Below are 14,643 nucleotides of genomic sequence, written 5' to 3'. Positions count from 1 at the left end.
AAGGCGGCGACTACGCTTCTTTCAGGAGGCCTATAACAATGGGTTCGACCGCCCCCAGTGACCTCAATGGCTGAGACTAAGCCGGTAACCGCACCCGAACGGACGGGGGAAGCCCGATTGGTTGGACTGACGGCGATCGACTGTGCGTCGAATGGGGGGACGTTCTATGCCGCATGATCCCGCGAGCGATCTCGCCGGCGAGTCGGTGCTGGTGACGGGGGGAGCCGGCTTCATCGGGAGCCACCTCGCGGCGGCACTGACCGACCACTGCGACGTGACCGTGCTCGACGACCTCTCGACGGGCGAGGCGGCGAACGTCCCCGACGAGGCCGAGTTCGTCGAGGGCGACGTTCGCGATCCCGTCGACGTCGAGACGGCGATGGACGGCACCGACGTGGTCTTCCACCAGGCCGCGCTCGCGGACGTGCGAACGTCGGTCCGCTCGCCGGTGGAGGCCCACCGCCGCACCGCCTCGGGAACGGTGAAAGTGCTCGACGCCGCCCGGCGCGAGGACGCCCGCGTCGTCACCGCGTCGAGCGCGGCGATCTACGGCCAGCCCGACACGCTGCCGATCCACGAGTCCGACCGGAAGATGCCGACCTCGCCGTACGGCATCGACAAGCTCGCGGCCGACCAACACACCCGCGCCTACAACGAGCTCTACGATCTCCCCACCGTCGCGCTCCGGTACTTCAACGTCTACGGCCCGGGCCGGACCGACGGGGGCTACAGCGGCGTCGTGAGCGCGTTTCTCGATCGCGCGCGGTCGGACGCCGTCCTGACCGTCCACGGCGACGGGACTCAGACCCGCGACTTCGTCCACGTCGAGGACATCGTCCAGGCCAACCTCCTCGCGGGGTCGACCAGCGAGACCGGGCAGGCCTACAACGTCGGGACCGGAACCGGCGTCACCGTCCAGGAAGTCGCCGAGCGCGTCACGGACGTCGTCGACTCCGACAGTTCGATCGGCTACGGCGACGCGCGGGAGGGCGACATCAAGCACAGCCGTGCGGCCATCGGCCGCGCGCGGAGCCAACTCGGGTACGAGCCGACCTACTCGTTCGCGGACGGACTGGAGACGCTCGTCGAGCGGGCGAGCGTCCCCAACTGACCGCCGCCGTCGGTCGAAACGGCCGTCTTCCCGCCGTATGGGAGCCATAACAAAACACGCTGTTGTCGTAGGGCCGACCGTCCACCAGACACGCATATGTATCAGGACACGACAATCGGCGTCGTCATTCCGGCCTACAACGAAGCCGGGTTCGTCGGCGACGTCATCGACACCATCCCGGCGTTCGTCGACCGGATCTACGTCGTCGACGACGCTTCGACGGACGAGACGTGGGCAGAGATCACCGAACACGCCGAGAAACACAACCCCCCGACCGCGGAACTCGTCGGCGACGGCGGGACCGAACGCCGCGTCGTCCCCATCCAGCACGAGGAGAACCGCGGCGTCGGCGGCGCCATCAAGACCGGCTACCAGCGCGCCTACGCGGACGGTATCGAGGCGATCGCCGTCATGGGCGCCGACGGCCAGATGGACCCCGAACTCCTCGATCGGGTCGTCGAACCGATCGTCGACGGCCGGGCCGACTACACCAAGGGCAACCGCTTGCTGCTCGGCGACCACTACGATTCGATGCCGACCTTCCGGTACATCGGCAACGTCTCGCTGACGTATCTGACGCGGATCGCCAGCGGGTACTGGGAGATCGGCGACCCCCAGAACGGGTACACGGCGATCTCCAGAGCCGCCATCGACGGGGCGAACGTCGACGAGATGTACGAGTTCTACGGCTACTGCAACGACCTGCTCGTCAAGCTCAACGTCGCCGACATGCGCGTCGTCGACGTCCCGGTCCCGGCGATCTACGAGGACGAGGAGAGCCACATCGACTACTCCACGTACATCCCGAAGGTCTCGGGTATGCTGTTCCGGAACTTCCTGTGGCGAATCCGGACGAAGTACCTCTCCGAGCGGATGCACCCGATCGCCCTCTGTTACTTCCTCGCACTGGGCGGGCTGACGACCGGGGTCGTGGGAGGACTCGTCTCGCTGGTCACGACCCTCGACGTGCCGGCGCTCGCGACCATCGCGTTCGGGCTCCTCTTCCTCGTACTGGCGATGGTGCTCGACAAGCGGACGAACGACCACCTCAACAGCGTGGCGACGCCAACCCCTACCTGATCGGCGGTAGACCGTCGTAACCGCGCGGTAAGAGCCCCTTATCGCGCCCTCGTCGGCTCTCGACGCGACCGTTCTCTTGGTAACCTCCCCGTTCTCGGCCGCAGATAGCGAGCCGTGGTAGCACGCCCCACCTCCCTCGTCCTGCAACTACCCGGCAACCAAACGTCGTGTTCGTTTGGGGCAACAGGATTCATATGGTAAGTAGCGTTATACGAGTAGGTGGGCGTTACCAGAGACGTGACCCGAGTCGAAGCGGGCGACGACCGGTCGGCCCGGGACGAGTGAACGAGGAACCATGACCAAAGAAGAAGACAACGCGGACGTGTGGACGGACGAACAGCTGTCGCGGGGAGAGACTGAACTGCCGACGAACTGGCGCGACCAGCCGGTCGACCCCGACCTCGAAGAGAACCTCGGCTACGAGCTGATCGCGTGGGAGAAGATCAACGTCGTCGACAACCCCGACCAGGTCATCTTCCTGCCGAACTCCGAGGACCAGCTCCGCGACGACGCCTTCATCGTCTCGGACAAGGGTTCGGTCTGTGACCTGACGGACAAGCGATGAGCAGCCGCGCGTAGACGTCCGCACCGACGGTCGACGGGCGGTCCCGGACGCCGTAACGGGTCACTCCACGGTGACGCTCTTGGCGAGGTTGCGCGGTTTGTCGACTGGTCGGTCGAGCAGCGTCGCGGTGTGATAGGAGACCAGCTGCAACTGGACGTTCGCCAGGAGGCCGACGAGCTCGGGATGGGACTCTGGCACCCACAACACGTCGTCGGCCGCCTCGGCGACCGCCGGCTCCGATCGCGGGGCCACCGCGATCACGGGCGCCCCCCTCGCACTCACTTCCTCGATGCTCCCGAGTAACTTCTCCGTGTGTTCACCCGTCGCGACGGCGAACACCGGCGTGTTCGGCGTCACCAGCGCGAGCGGCCCGTGTTTCAGCTCGCCCGCGGGGAACCCTTCGGCGTGCTCGTAGGAGATCTCCTTGAGCTTGAGCGCGCCCTCCAGCGCGACCGGCCGGGCGGTCCCGCGACCGATGAAGAAGTACGCGTCGCTGTCGCCGTAGCGTTCGGCGACGGACTCGGCCGACGAGTCCGCCAGCGTCGACCCCACCGCGGAGGGGAGGTCGGTCACCTCGTCCAGCAGTTCGGGCGCACCGTCGCTGTGACTGCCCAGCACGTCGCGGCGGATCCGCTCGGCGAGCAGGGTCAGCGTGACGACCTGCGAGGAGAACGTCTTCGTCGCGGCGACGCCGATCTCCGGGCCGGCCCTGATGAACACCGCGTCGTCGCACTCCCGGGCGGCCGTCGATCCGACGACGTTCGTCACGGCCAGCGTTCGCAGCCCTTCGGAGCGGCCTCTCCGGAGCGCAGCGAGCGTGTCGGCGGTCTCCCCACTCTGGGTGACGCCGACGAGCAAGGTCCCGTCGTCGGCCGGCGGCGCGGTGATGGCGTACTCGCTCGCGAGGAAGACCCGCGCCGGGATCCCCCGCTCGCGGAGCAGCTGGGCACCGTACAGCGCGGCGTGGTAGCTGGTTCCGCAGGCGACGAACTGGACGCGCTCGACGTCCGCGAAGGCCCCGTCGGACAGCGACTCGAAGGCGACGCGGCCGTCGTCGGCCCGACCCCGGACCGCCTGCGCGATGGCCGTCGGCTGTTCGTCGATCTCCTTGCGCATGTAGTGGTCGAACGCGCCCTTCTCGACGTCGTCGGGGGACCACTCGACCGACTCGACCGACCGCTCGACCGTCGATCCGTCGGGGTCGGTGATGTCGTAGCCGTCCGGAGCGACCCGGATCACGTCGCCGTCCTCGAGGTACACCACGTCGTCGGTGAACTCCAGGAACGCGGGCACGTCGCTGGCGAGGTAGTACGTCTCGTCGCTCGCCGGGCGAGTGCCGTCGTCCGCGATGCCGAACACGAGCGGCGAGCCGCGTCGGGTGGCGTAGACCGCGTCCTCGTCCTCGTGGACGAGCGCGATGGCGTAGCTTCCCGAAAGATCCTCGACCGCGCTGCGGAAGGCTTCCTCGACGCCGGCGCCGGCTGCGAGGTACTCCTCGACGAGGTGCGGGACGACTTCGGTGTCGGTGTCGCTGGTGAACGTGTGGCCCGCCCCGCGGAGGCGCTCGCGGAGTTCGGCGTGGTTCTCGATGATCCCGTTGTGCACTACGGCGAGCTCGCCGCTGCAGTCGGTGTGTGGATGCGCGTTCGCGTTCGTCGGCGGGCCGTGCGTGCTCCAGCGGGTGTGTCCGAGCCCGACGCGCCCGCCGAGCGAGGTCGACGAGAGCAGATCGACGAGTTCCTCGACCTGCCCCTCGCGTTTGACGACCTCGACGCCGGCGCCGTTCGCGACGGCGACCCCGGCCGAGTCGTAGCCGCGGTATTCGAGGTTCTCGAGGCCGGTCAGCAGCCGCGACACCGCGTCGTCGGCCCCGACCGTGGCGGTGATTCCGCACATCAGCGACACCTCTCGGCGACCGATTCGAACTCCTCGACCGCAGTTGCGTCTGTTTCACTGCTAGGCGACTCGTCCATGCTGTCACTTACCGGAGAGTACTGTATTGTTATGCAGTTGTTTTCGCCGTCGAGCGGCGGGTAAGTGACCTGTAGCGGATCGCCCGTTCGCGGCCACGGCAGGGGCCAGGGATGCGGCGACCGTCTGCGTGGACGCCGACGGCGCACCGTCAGTCCGGACTGTTCGGCACCGAATCGACGCGTAACGACTCCTTACCGCCGGACGAGGGGCTGCTGGCACCGCAGAAGCGATCGAGCGAGGCGAGGAAGTCCTCCGTCGTCACCGTCGACTCGCCCATCTCGCAGGGGAACGCGCCAGCGAGGGTGTCGTCGCAGTAGAGCGCCACCGCGACCCGGGGTGGGATCAGTGCGCGCGCGGTTTCGCCGGCGACGCTGGAATCGAGTTCGCGCGTCTCGAAAAAGCGGCTCACGGACGCGTCGAACTCGTGGCCCCACCCGTCGAGTTCGCGGACGCGTTCGAGCAGCGACGACCCCGCGTCGGTCCCGCTACAGGTCTCGCACAGACAGAGGCGGTTCCCGGTGACGGTGACGGATACCTCGTCCAGCTGGCCCTCGGCTTCGAGGTCGTGCAACTCGCGGATCAGTGCCTCCTGGGTCCGCTTCGCGCCCAGCGGCGGGAGCATCGAGCGGACGAACACGGTCACGCGGCGCGTGTCGGCGCCCTCGAAGCGGCCCTCAATCGTCTCCGCCCACCGCGAAAACGCCGGGTCCTCCGTCGGTTGCGTACGGTCTCGTGTCACGGTAGCGGGGCAAGTCACCCGACGCTCTTAACCGGCGCAGACCGTTGCCACCGTTTTGCCGGTGGTAATACGCTCGAATACCGGGTAACGAACGGAAACGGGCTGGGACGACCGATCGAACCGCCGGTAGGACGCCGATACCGCTCGTCACTACCTTTTTGATCGCCGGGGCCGACCACGGGGTATGCGCGCGACCAGCCGACTCAAGGAGAGCTTCGTCGCCGGGCTGATCCTCGTGGCGCCGCTGGCCATCACCCTCTACATCCTCCAGATCCTGGTCTCGTGGTCGCTGCAGTTCATCAACCCCATCGTCGCGGAACTGGGCCTGATCGAGACGACGGCGAACATCGAACTCGCTGCGCAGGCTCTGGCGGTCGTGCTCATCGTCTCCGCGATCACCGTCCTGGGACTGCTCGCCCAGTGGTCGATCGGGAAGCACCTGTTCGGCAACCTCGGGCGGACGATCAACATCATCCCGCTGGTCAGCACGATCTACGGGGGCGTCCGCCAGGTGGCGACCTCGCTGGTCGACACCGGCTCGCAGTTCGAGCGGACGGTCCTCGTGGAGTACCCTCGCGAGGACATCTACTCGATCGGGTTCGTGACCGGCGAAGGCAACGCTAGCATCGACGAGGCCGCTGGCGGACGAGCGCATTCGGTGTTCCTGCCCAACAGCCCGAACCCCACCGCCGGCCGTCTCGTGATGGTCCCCGAGTCGCAGATCCACGAGACGGACATGAGCGTCCGCGAGGGGATGCGGATGGTCGTCACCACCGGCATCGGCAGCGAAGCGGAACAGGCGGAGCCCTACGACGAGTACGCCGTGCCGGAACCCGAGCGGGCCGATTGAACGCCGCACGCGGCACGGGCCGAACGGGACTTACTCCGGAAGGACGTCACCGAGCGACGCGCCGACTGCCATCACCACGGCGGCCACGAGACACTGCGCAAACGCCTCCTCCGGGCTACTCCAGTCGACCCGCTGCCACAGCGTCATCAATCCGACCGACATCGCCGTGGAGATGGCGAGGATCCCCAGCAGTCGCCGCGGGAGGAACCCGAACAGCAGGTCCGACTCGACCGCTTCGAAGCGGGCCGCATAGAGGATCCCCAGCACGACGAGGAAGCCGAACCCGGCGGTCGCCGCCAGCGCCGGGACGGAGCCGGCGATATCCTCGCCGATCTCCAGCGTGCCTCCCTCGACGATCATCGGGATCCCGAAGATGAACGCACCGACGACCGCCTCGCCGGCGTCCCGCAGGTCGAAGGCGTTGGTGATCCGGCCGAACACCCGTGGGGTATGGGCGCGTCGCGCCGTCCGCATCGCCTCGCGGACCTGCTCGCGCTCCTCGGGCGTGTCGACCAGCTCCTCCAACTCCTCCAGTTCGTCCAGCACGTCGTCGATGTCCGGCTCCGACTCGGGGCCACCGTCCGACCGGACGGGGCCGCCCGCGGGCCCGGTCCCGTCGGTTCGCTGCCGTTCCATACCACTCCGATAGGACGAGCGGCTCAAAAACGTACGGCAGCCGCGGCTCACGGGTCGGAGGAAACGGAGAGAAGACGTGAGCGAACTGGATTCAGGCGGCCGCTTCGAACTCCTCGCGCAGGGAGTCGGACTTCTCGATGACGCGTTCGGCGCCGGTCTCCAGCGCGTCGAGGGCGTCGGTGTTCTCGTCGGTCTTGATCGTCAACACCGGGTCGGTCTGGCCGCCGGACTGCTCGGGGTTCACGTCGTAGGTCGCGGCAGTGATCCCCTCCGTCTCCAGCAGCGCGCCTTTGAGCACGTTCATGAACGTGTGGTCTTCGCCCGCGATCTCGATAGAGATCATCGTCGGCTCTTTCTCGATGACCCGCAGTTCCATACCAGTTTCCAGCGCGCTCGCGCGCATGAAACTTACGCTCCGGTCCTCGGACGGACCACCAGCGCAGTCACACTACCGCGTAGACCATCAACAGCCCGAAGTAGAGGACGATCAGCACCACCAGCGCCTTGAGCCGGAACCGACGTAACTGGCTGCTCTCGGCCTCGTACGTCGACTCGTAGTCCGCTCGCTCCTCCTCGTCGATGGCGTCGGCGTGGGCGCGTCCGCGGTGGAGCGCGAGTAGCGCGTCGCTCTCGAAGGGGCGCCCGCAGTACTCGCAGTCGACTGGCGTCCGGTCCGGCGGAACGTCGTAGGTCGTCCGTTGGTCTGTCATGGGTCAGGAGAGGTACGGCACCGGCACGTCCGGTCGGGTCACGATCCAGAGGCTCACCATCGTGTAGGCGATCATCACCGCGATGAACGGGTACTGGCTGCGGATTGCCTGCAGGCGGCCGGGGAACAGGTCGAACGCCGTCGCGTGGGCGGCGAGGATGGCGAGCAGGTGCCCGCCGAGGACGCCCGCGATGGCCACGCCACCGAACCAGCCGGGGATGACGAGCAGGCCGGGATTGACCGTCGCAAGCGGCGCCGTCACCGCCGCGAACAGCGCCGGGATCAGCGAGAGGAAGTAGCTCAGGAAGTGCGCGACGTGGTAGCCGGCTGCGATGGCCAGCAATGGCGGGGCGAACCGGCGCGCGAGCGTCCCGGCCGAGACGTAGGTCGGCGCCGTCCGGCGGGCCAGCCGCGAGGCCAGCAGGTAGACGCCGAGGAAGAGGGCGAATCCGGCCACCATTGCGCCGGGGTAGAGCAACGCTATCGGGTAGCCCAGCCCGACGAGGCCGCGTGCGATGGTCTGCCAGGCGGGCGTGGCGACGAACCCGTCGAAGGTGGTCACCCACAGGATGGCGACCACGAACGCCGCGTCATCGACGCCGTCGAGGAGGTCCGCGGTGAGCGCGGCGCCGGGCAGGCGCACGCTCAGCGACCCGTCTTCGCCGCGGCCGATCGGGGCAACCGCGCCGTAGTAGCGGAACACGCGGGCGACCGGGTCGACCTCGCCGAACCAGATCTCGACCCCGTAGACGACGGCGCCGGCGACGGTCACGACGGAGTAGGCGAGGACCGTCACCGCGAGGACCCGTGGCTCGTCGGCCAGCGGACTGACCACCTCGATCCAGACGAGCGCGAGCAGTCCCGCGACGCTCGGCCACGCGCCGTAGCGCCAGCTGTAGGTCCGTCCCACGTCGGGGAACGCCGAGACGACGGTCCGCCAGGGGTTCAGCACCGGCCAGGCGTTGCCGACGAGGTACGTGCTCATGGCGAACCCGGCCCACCAGCCCGCCCAGACCAGCACGACCGCCGGGTTCGACAGCGGGTCGGTCGGCCCGACGAATCCCGTCACGACGATGCCGACGAGGGCGACGACGCCGAAGGCGCCTGCCGCCCAGCGGAGCGCCGTCGGCGCCGGGAGCGGTATCGAACGGCGCCACTCGACCAGCACGTCGACTGCCGAGCGGTCCGTCGCGAAGCTCGCCAGCAAGAAGGAGGCGCCGACCACCGCCCCGCCGGTCGCGAGCATCAGCCACGTCGGGATGGTCAGCGACTCCCGGGCGCCCTCGCCGAGCGATCCGCCGTGGGCGAGCACCGGCCGCGCCGCGACCCCGACCAGCGCAGCGAGCGCGACCCCTGCCAGTCCCGACCAGCGCGTGCGTCGTCCCATCTGCCGGGGGTTGGCCCGCCCGTCGCGTGAAAGTATCGGAAGCCCGCGCGAATTACCCACCGCGTCCGATCCACTCCCGGCTTCCGGCCGCGGACGGTTTGAGAGGCTTTTTAGTGTTGCTGGCGCAAGCGAGACGTATGAGTCTCGCGGACGATACGACAGAGGACCACGGGGACCACGGCGGTCACCACTTGCCGGCGGTCGAGGACTGGCCGCGCGGGTTCGGCGAGGCGAGCTGGTGGCCGTTCGTCACCGCCGTCGGCGCGGCGGGCATCTACGCCGCGGCCGCGTTGTTCGTGCTCGGCCGCGGCGAGGAACCGCTCGTCGGACCGATGGTCGGACCGGCCGCCGCCATCGCGAGTGTCGGGCTGTTCCTCGTCGGCCTCTACGGCTGGCTGTACCACGCGTTCGTCGTCAGCTTCTGGGAGCGCGGCACGGACGAGCACGGCGCCGGGACGCTCAGGCTCGCGATGATACTGTTCCTCGGGTCTGAAATCGCCACCTTCGGCGCCGGGTTCGTCTACTACTTCTTCATCCGCGTCGGTACCTGGTCGACCGAGGGCTTCCCCGACCTGCTGGGCAGTCTCATCATCATCAACACGTCGATCCTGATCGCCAGCAGCTTCACCCTGCACTTCGCGCACACCGCGCTCCGGAAGGGCAACCGCAGTCGCTTCCTCCAGCTACTGGGACTGACCCTGCTGCTCGGCGTCGTGTTCATCGGTGGGCAGGCCTACGAGTACTACGAGTTCATCGTCCACGAAGGGTTCACCCTCACCGAAGGCGCCTTCGGCTCGGCGTTCTATGGCCTGACCGGCCTCCACGGCCTGCACGTTTCGCTCGGAGCCGTCCTGCTGGGCATCGTCTTCGTGCGCGCCCTCAAGGGCCAGTACTCCGCGGACCGTCACACCTCGGTCAGCACCGTCTCGATGTACTGGCACTTCGTCGACGTCGTCTGGGTCTTCCTCGTCGTCGTCCTCTACGTCGGCGCGGAGATCTGAGCGGGAGTTTCAAGACCCGTTCTCCCCTTCTTCCGGCATGGAACCGCTCGACGTCGAGGGCGGGTTCGACGTCCACGAGTACCGCCACGGCCTGAAGCTTCGCAAGCAGGACCGGGGCACGATGCACCTCGAGAACCGCAACGACTTCGCCTGCCCGGCCTGCGGCGACGTCTTCGACCGGCTGTTCGTCTCCGAACAGCGGGAGAACTCCTTCGGCGACCCCGGGACTTCGTTCTGCGTCGTCCGCACCGACGACCAGATATTGCTACTCACACACTGAGCGGACGGCTGATCCCCAGACTTCCCGTCCCTCAGACGGCCGGATCCCAAATCCCTGCTACCAGAAGCGCGAGCAGCACGAAGTACGTCGCCAGTCCCCAGCAAGCCGCGGCGACGAGCCAGAGTCCACCAGCCGCGACGGCCACCCCAGCGCCGACCACGAGTGCGACGGCGCTCCCGATCCGGACCTTGCGGCGCTTCCACAGCTCTCCTGCCGGCGTGTCGGCGACGAACAGCGCCTCCACGACGAGTGCCGCTCCGACCCCCGTTGCGGCGCTCGTCGGCCGTGTCAGCAGCGAGAGCGACTCAGTGACTGCGAGGACCGCCACCATCGCGGCGCCGCTCGCCGCAGCCAGCGTCGCGTCGCGCTCGACGGGTGTCACGGCTATCAGCGGGACACCGACGGTAAAAGGAGTTCCGGGGCGCTCGAAGCGGATGTTCGACGAGACCGCAGTCCGCTAGCGCCCTCTCAGGTCGTGAAGCCGGCGTCGGCCTCGTGTTCTTCGAGCACCCACTCCAGTTCCTCGATGGCCCGGAGGATGGCCACCTCGGCCTCGTCCTCCATCTCCGAGGAGGGCGGGTCCGTTCTGTCGTACGCGTCCTCAAGTTCGGCGATCCGTTCCCGGATGTCGTCCTCTGACCGCATACTACGGATGACCCGCCGAACCCGCTTGATGGTACCGGTCGAAGCGCCGTCGCTAACTGTCGAAGCCGACCGAGAGAAAGAGCCGGTGGAGGGATTTGAACCCTCGACCTAATCCTTACGAAGGATTCGCTCTAGCCAGTCTGAGCTACACCGGCAGTGTGTCGCTCCATCTATTCGTAGCGCCGATAAGCGCAATAAGGATTGCGAATCGGGGCCGGTCTGTGACCGAGACTCACTCCGCTCGCGTCAGGCGAACGTCGAGACAGACGTTCAGTTCGTGGGGGGCGTACGACCTGACGGTGTGACGACGGGCGACTGTCACCTCGTAGTCGGGCTCGGCCGCGTCGCGGATCGCTTCCTCGCCCGGCCCGAAGGGGTCGTCCTCGTGCTGGATGTCGTAGTAGTGGACGACGCAGTCGTCGCCGGCCAGTGCGACGGCCGTGTCGAGGAACTCGTCGGCGCTGTGGGGCAGGTTCATGACCAGCCTGTCCGCCCAGTCCTCGTAGTCGCCGGCGACCTCGCGCACGTCGCCACAGATCGCAGTCACGCGGTCGGCGACGCCGTTTCGCTCGGCGTTCTCGCGCAGGTACTCGATCGCCGAATCGTTGATGTCTACGCCGACCGCGGTCGCGCCGCGTTCCGCGAAGGGGACGACGAACGGGCCGACACCGGCGAACATGTCGAACGCCTGCTCGCCCGCCTTGACCTGCTCGACGACCCGGTGGCGCTCGGTCGCCAGCCGCGGCGAGAAGTACACCGTCGCGAGGTCGAGCGCGAACTCGCAGCCGTACTCGCGGTGGACCGCCTCGGTACTCTCGCCGGCCAGGACCTCCCAGTCGCGGACCCGTTCTGTTCCTTTGACCTTCGACGCACGATTGACGACCGTCTTCACCGGCAGGTCCGACTCCACGATGGCGTCGGCGAGCGCTCGCGCCTGGTCGGGATCGTCCTCGTCGATGATAACGACGTCGCCGAGTCGCTCGTACGTCGGGTCCGTCGACAGCAGGTCCGCCGGCATCGTCTGGGTCTCCCGTCGTTCGACGTCCCGGGCGACGACCGCGAACTCCTCGGGGACGGCGCTCTCGTCGCTGACGGGGATGAAGAGCATGCCGTCCACGACCTCGATCTCGTACTCGTCGTCGATCAGGTCCGCGTCGGCGAGGCGCTGGCGGGCGCGTTCGCCGTCTTCGCGAGGGACCCGAACGCAGGAGACGTCCATACCGTCGATACGACGACGTCGAGCGGTAAGCCTGACGCTTCCGGTCGCGACTCTCCAGAGCCAGCTGCCCTCGTTCGGGGCGCTTAATCCCCTCGGCGAGAGACGTCGTGTATGCTCACTTTCGTCGGACTCGGACTCTACGACGAGCGCTCGGTCACCGTCGCCGGCCGCGACGCGATCCGGTCAGCTGACCGCGTCGTCGCCGAATTCTACACGAGCAAGCTCGCCGGCGCCACTGTCGACGACCTCGAAGCGTACCACGACACGGAAATCGAAGTCCGTGACCGTGCCGGCGTGGAGCAGACGCCTGAGGACATCCTCGACGACGCTACCGACTCCGAGGTGGTCTTCCTCACCGCGGGGGATACGATGATCTCGACGACCCACACCGATCTCCGGCTGCGAGCACACGACCGCGGCATCGAGACGCGCGTCGTCCACGGGACGACTGCACAGGCTGCCGCGAGCTCGCTCACCGGCCTGCAGAACTACCGCTTCGGGAAGGCGACGACGTTACCCTTCGAACGTTCCCACGCCGGTGACACGCTTCCCGACAGCATCCTCGAGACGGTCGACGACAACCGCGAACGCGGCCTCCACACGCTCGTCTTCCTCGACATCGACGCCGCGAACGACGACTACATGCGCGCCGACGAGGCCGCTGCAAGCCTCGCTGACGCCTACGGAGACGTTCTCGCCGTCGTCGTCGCCCGTGCGGGAAGTCCCGACCCCGTCGTCCGCGCCGACCGGCTCTCGGTACTCGCGGAAGAATCGTTCGGCGACCCGCTCCACCTGCTCGTGATCCCCGGCGACCTCCACCTCATGGAACGGGACGCCCTCGCGGCCCTCGGCGGCGCACCGGCCGACGCCCTCGAGGAACTAGTCGTCTGATTCTGTCCCGGTTCCGCCGTCGGCCGCGACAGGTGACACGTCGAGTGCCGTTCCCAGGTCGTACTCCGTGCCCGTGACGACGAACAGTAGGTCCTCGATTATCGTCAGAATCTCGGGCAACTCGCGCACGACGAGGTACGTGATCCCGACGAGCGCGATCACGGAAAGGCTCTGTGCGACGATGCGGTCGATGACGATGTAGGAGACTCGATACGGATCTTCGAGGGAGAAGACGGCCATGATCAGGTCAGGAAAGACGTGGAATCGCTGTTCGCCGAATCCGATGGCGATCATGACGTTCCGCCCGAGATTCAACGTGTAGATTACCGGAATCGAGACCGCGAATGCGCGCAGTTTACGACGGATCGGAGCGTCGACGGCCGCGATCAGCCCGCCGAAGATCGCCATGCTCCCGATTCCGGTACACGCGATGATTATCGAGTAGAAGATCGTGTGATCGCCCGGTGTGAAGACGAACGTGTTCTTGTAGAGGTGCGCTTTCTCGCCGATGATCAGCCCGTCGTACGTCACGACTCGCTCGCCGTTCACTACGGCCTCCTGACCCTGGACCAGTTCCGGGTTCGAGCCCAGCAGCGAAATGAGTGCGTCGGTCTGTCCGGCGACAACCTCGACGAGGAACTGGCGCAGGAACGGAATCGACTCGAACGGGAAGAATATCGCGCCCATGACTACGACCGCTCGCGAGAGAACGAACAGCGAGTCTCGGCCTTCCCAGAGGAGGTAGCCGACGTAGAAGGAAGCTGGAACCGCGACGAGCGCCCCGACGCCCTCGATGACGCTCTTCTGGACGAACGCGAAGTGGTAGATCAGGCTCAGCCAGAAAATACCGAACAGTGCCCAGCCCACGACGCCGGCATACCGCGCCAGCTCGCGTTTGCCGCGCCACTCGAGCACGGCAGTGACGAGAAACGCCGCGAGGACGAGCCACGCCAGCGGGTCGGAGAACTGCGTGGCCCATTCCAGTCCAGCGAGTACACCGCCGATCATCTGTCTGTCCTCACGTACTGGGATCGCGGCTATATGCTTTGTCGTTACGCACTCGTCGCCCGCGCGAGCGGCCAGCGAGAACAGCCCCGCAGCACATCGCTGTCGCTAGGGACGTTGCATCGAAAAAATGTCGGATGAGTCGGGTCGGGCGGTAGCCCGATGGTTCAGCCTTAGTCGCGGCGGCGCGCCGTGAGGAGCGCAGCAGCGAGCAGGGCGATCAGCGAGACTGCGACACCGAAGCCAGCACCGTCGTCGGTGGTGGTCGGCGAGGGCGAGGCTTCGCCGTCGCTTCCGTCGCCACCGTCAGCCGGCTCGTCCGTCGCGGTCGGCGTCGGCTCGTCCGTCGGCGTAGCCGTCGCGGTCGGCGTCGGCTCGTCCGTCGGGGTCGGCGTCTCGGTCGGCGTCTGCGTCGCGGTCGGGGTCGGCGTCGCGTCGCCGACGGTGACCTCGGCGCTGTCGGTTACGGTGGTGCCGTTGACCGAGTACGGCGCGTCAGCCTCGGGGAAGTCGTAGAGGTTGTTCGAGTTGTCGTCGAGGTGGGGCATGGC

General features: G+C 67.4%; 18 protein-coding genes and 1 tRNA gene. 7 read left to right on the top strand and 12 right to left on the bottom strand.

Going from position 1 to position 14,643, the window contains the following annotated elements:
* The first annotated feature begins 166 nt into the window (after positions 1 to 166).
* From AB2U09_RS07040 to AB2U09_RS07030, 3 genes are all read left to right on the top strand, one after another.
* Positions 167 to 1,111 carry an NAD-dependent epimerase/dehydratase family protein gene (locus tag AB2U09_RS07040; RefSeq protein ID WP_459191997.1) on the top strand — a complete coding sequence of 315 codons (945 nt, stop codon included), beginning with the start codon at positions 167 to 169 and terminating at the stop codon, positions 1,109 to 1,111.
* Between the two features lie 96 nt (positions 1,112 to 1,207).
* Positions 1,208 to 2,191: a glycosyltransferase family 2 protein gene (locus AB2U09_RS07035; RefSeq protein WP_459191996.1), complete on the top strand. Its 984-nt coding sequence runs from the start codon at positions 1,208 to 1,210 to the stop codon at positions 2,189 to 2,191.
* Positions 2,192 to 2,486: 295 nt separating this feature from the next.
* A complete protein-coding gene (locus AB2U09_RS07030; RefSeq protein WP_459191995.1) occupies positions 2,487 to 2,756 on the top strand; it encodes a hypothetical protein in 270 nt (89 codons plus the stop codon).
* Between the two features lie 60 nt (positions 2,757 to 2,816).
* Here the strand turns inward: AB2U09_RS07030 and glmS are convergent, their stop codons facing one another.
* Both glmS and AB2U09_RS07020 read right to left on the bottom strand, forming a co-directional pair.
* Positions 2,817 to 4,652, bottom strand: coding sequence for a glutamine--fructose-6-phosphate transaminase (isomerizing) (gene glmS, locus AB2U09_RS07025; protein WP_459191994.1), 1,836 nt, complete (start codon positions 4,650 to 4,652; stop codon positions 2,817 to 2,819).
* A 226-nt stretch (positions 4,653 to 4,878) separates the two neighbouring features.
* Positions 4,879 to 5,469 carry an HTH domain-containing protein gene (locus AB2U09_RS07020; protein WP_459191993.1) on the bottom strand — a complete coding sequence of 197 codons (591 nt, stop codon included), beginning with the start codon at positions 5,467 to 5,469 and terminating at the stop codon, positions 4,879 to 4,881.
* A 184-nt stretch (positions 5,470 to 5,653) separates the two neighbouring features.
* On the opposite strand from AB2U09_RS07020, the gene AB2U09_RS07015 reads away from it, so the two are divergent.
* Positions 5,654 to 6,319: a DUF502 domain-containing protein gene (locus tag AB2U09_RS07015; protein WP_459191992.1), complete on the top strand. Its 666-nt coding sequence runs from the start codon at positions 5,654 to 5,656 to the stop codon at positions 6,317 to 6,319.
* 30 nt (positions 6,320 to 6,349) lie between these two features.
* Here AB2U09_RS07015 and AB2U09_RS07010 read toward each other — a convergent pair whose 3' ends face one another.
* From AB2U09_RS07010 to AB2U09_RS06995, 4 genes are all read right to left on the bottom strand, one after another.
* Positions 6,350 to 6,955, bottom strand: a complete 606-nt coding sequence (locus AB2U09_RS07010; protein WP_459191991.1) for a hypothetical protein — start codon at positions 6,953 to 6,955, stop codon at positions 6,350 to 6,352.
* 91 nt (positions 6,956 to 7,046) lie between these two features.
* Positions 7,047 to 7,331, bottom strand: a complete 285-nt coding sequence (locus AB2U09_RS07005) for a DNA-directed RNA polymerase subunit L (protein ID WP_459191990.1) — start codon at positions 7,329 to 7,331, stop codon at positions 7,047 to 7,049.
* Positions 7,332 to 7,398: 67 nt separating this feature from the next.
* Positions 7,399 to 7,665 (bottom strand): DUF7410 domain-containing protein, encoded by a 267-nt coding sequence (locus AB2U09_RS07000; RefSeq protein ID WP_459191989.1) that lies wholly within the window; start codon positions 7,663 to 7,665, stop codon positions 7,399 to 7,401.
* A gap of 3 nt (positions 7,666 to 7,668) precedes the next feature.
* The gene (locus AB2U09_RS06995; protein ID WP_459191988.1) at positions 7,669 to 9,051 is read right to left on the bottom strand and encodes a hypothetical protein; all 1,383 of its coding nucleotides are present in this window, start codon (positions 9,049 to 9,051) and stop codon (positions 7,669 to 7,671) included.
* A gap of 137 nt (positions 9,052 to 9,188) precedes the next feature.
* Between AB2U09_RS06995 and AB2U09_RS06990 the strand changes: the two genes are divergently transcribed.
* Together AB2U09_RS06990 and AB2U09_RS06985 are read left to right on the top strand one after the other, a co-directional pair.
* Positions 9,189 to 10,052 (top strand): cytochrome c oxidase subunit 3, encoded by an 864-nt coding sequence (locus AB2U09_RS06990; protein WP_459191987.1) that lies wholly within the window; start codon positions 9,189 to 9,191, stop codon positions 10,050 to 10,052.
* 37 nt (positions 10,053 to 10,089) lie between these two features.
* Complete coding sequence (locus AB2U09_RS06985) at positions 10,090 to 10,332, top strand: DUF7385 family protein (RefSeq protein ID WP_459191986.1); 243 nt, start codon at positions 10,090 to 10,092, stop codon at positions 10,330 to 10,332.
* A 31-nt stretch (positions 10,333 to 10,363) separates the two neighbouring features.
* Here AB2U09_RS06985 and AB2U09_RS06980 read toward each other — a convergent pair whose 3' ends face one another.
* From AB2U09_RS06980 to AB2U09_RS06965, 4 genes are all read right to left on the bottom strand, one after another.
* A complete protein-coding gene (locus tag AB2U09_RS06980; protein ID WP_459191985.1) occupies positions 10,364 to 10,714 on the bottom strand; it encodes a hypothetical protein in 351 nt (116 codons plus the stop codon).
* Positions 10,715 to 10,800: 86 nt separating this feature from the next.
* Complete coding sequence (locus tag AB2U09_RS06975; protein WP_459191984.1) at positions 10,801 to 10,977, bottom strand: hypothetical protein; 177 nt, start codon at positions 10,975 to 10,977, stop codon at positions 10,801 to 10,803.
* An 80-nt stretch (positions 10,978 to 11,057) separates the two neighbouring features.
* Positions 11,058 to 11,132, bottom strand: a tRNA-Thr gene (locus AB2U09_RS06970).
* Between the two features lie 77 nt (positions 11,133 to 11,209).
* Positions 11,210 to 12,196, bottom strand: a complete 987-nt coding sequence (locus AB2U09_RS06965; RefSeq protein ID WP_459191983.1) for a class I SAM-dependent methyltransferase — start codon at positions 12,194 to 12,196, stop codon at positions 11,210 to 11,212.
* Between the two features lie 111 nt (positions 12,197 to 12,307).
* Here AB2U09_RS06965 and dph5 point away from each other — a divergent pair, with 111 nt between their 5' ends.
* Positions 12,308 to 13,087 (top strand): diphthine synthase, encoded by a 780-nt coding sequence (gene dph5, locus AB2U09_RS06960; RefSeq protein ID WP_459191982.1) that lies wholly within the window; start codon positions 12,308 to 12,310, stop codon positions 13,085 to 13,087.
* On the opposite strand, the gene artA is transcribed toward dph5, so the two are convergent.
* Together artA and AB2U09_RS06950 are read right to left on the bottom strand one after the other, a co-directional pair.
* Positions 13,076 to 14,095, bottom strand: coding sequence for an archaeosortase A (gene artA / locus AB2U09_RS06955; protein WP_459191981.1), 1,020 nt, complete (start codon positions 14,093 to 14,095; stop codon positions 13,076 to 13,078). The genes dph5 and artA overlap by 12 nt on opposite strands.
* Positions 14,096 to 14,265: 170 nt before the next feature.
* On the bottom strand, positions 14,266 to 14,643 hold a 378-nt coding region (locus tag AB2U09_RS06950; RefSeq protein ID WP_459191980.1), incomplete at its 5' end, for a PGF-CTERM sorting domain-containing protein.

The sequence above is a fragment of the Halosimplex yunnanense genome, from assembly GCF_054504345.1.
This window is presented reverse-complemented; position numbering and strand designations above follow the sequence as displayed.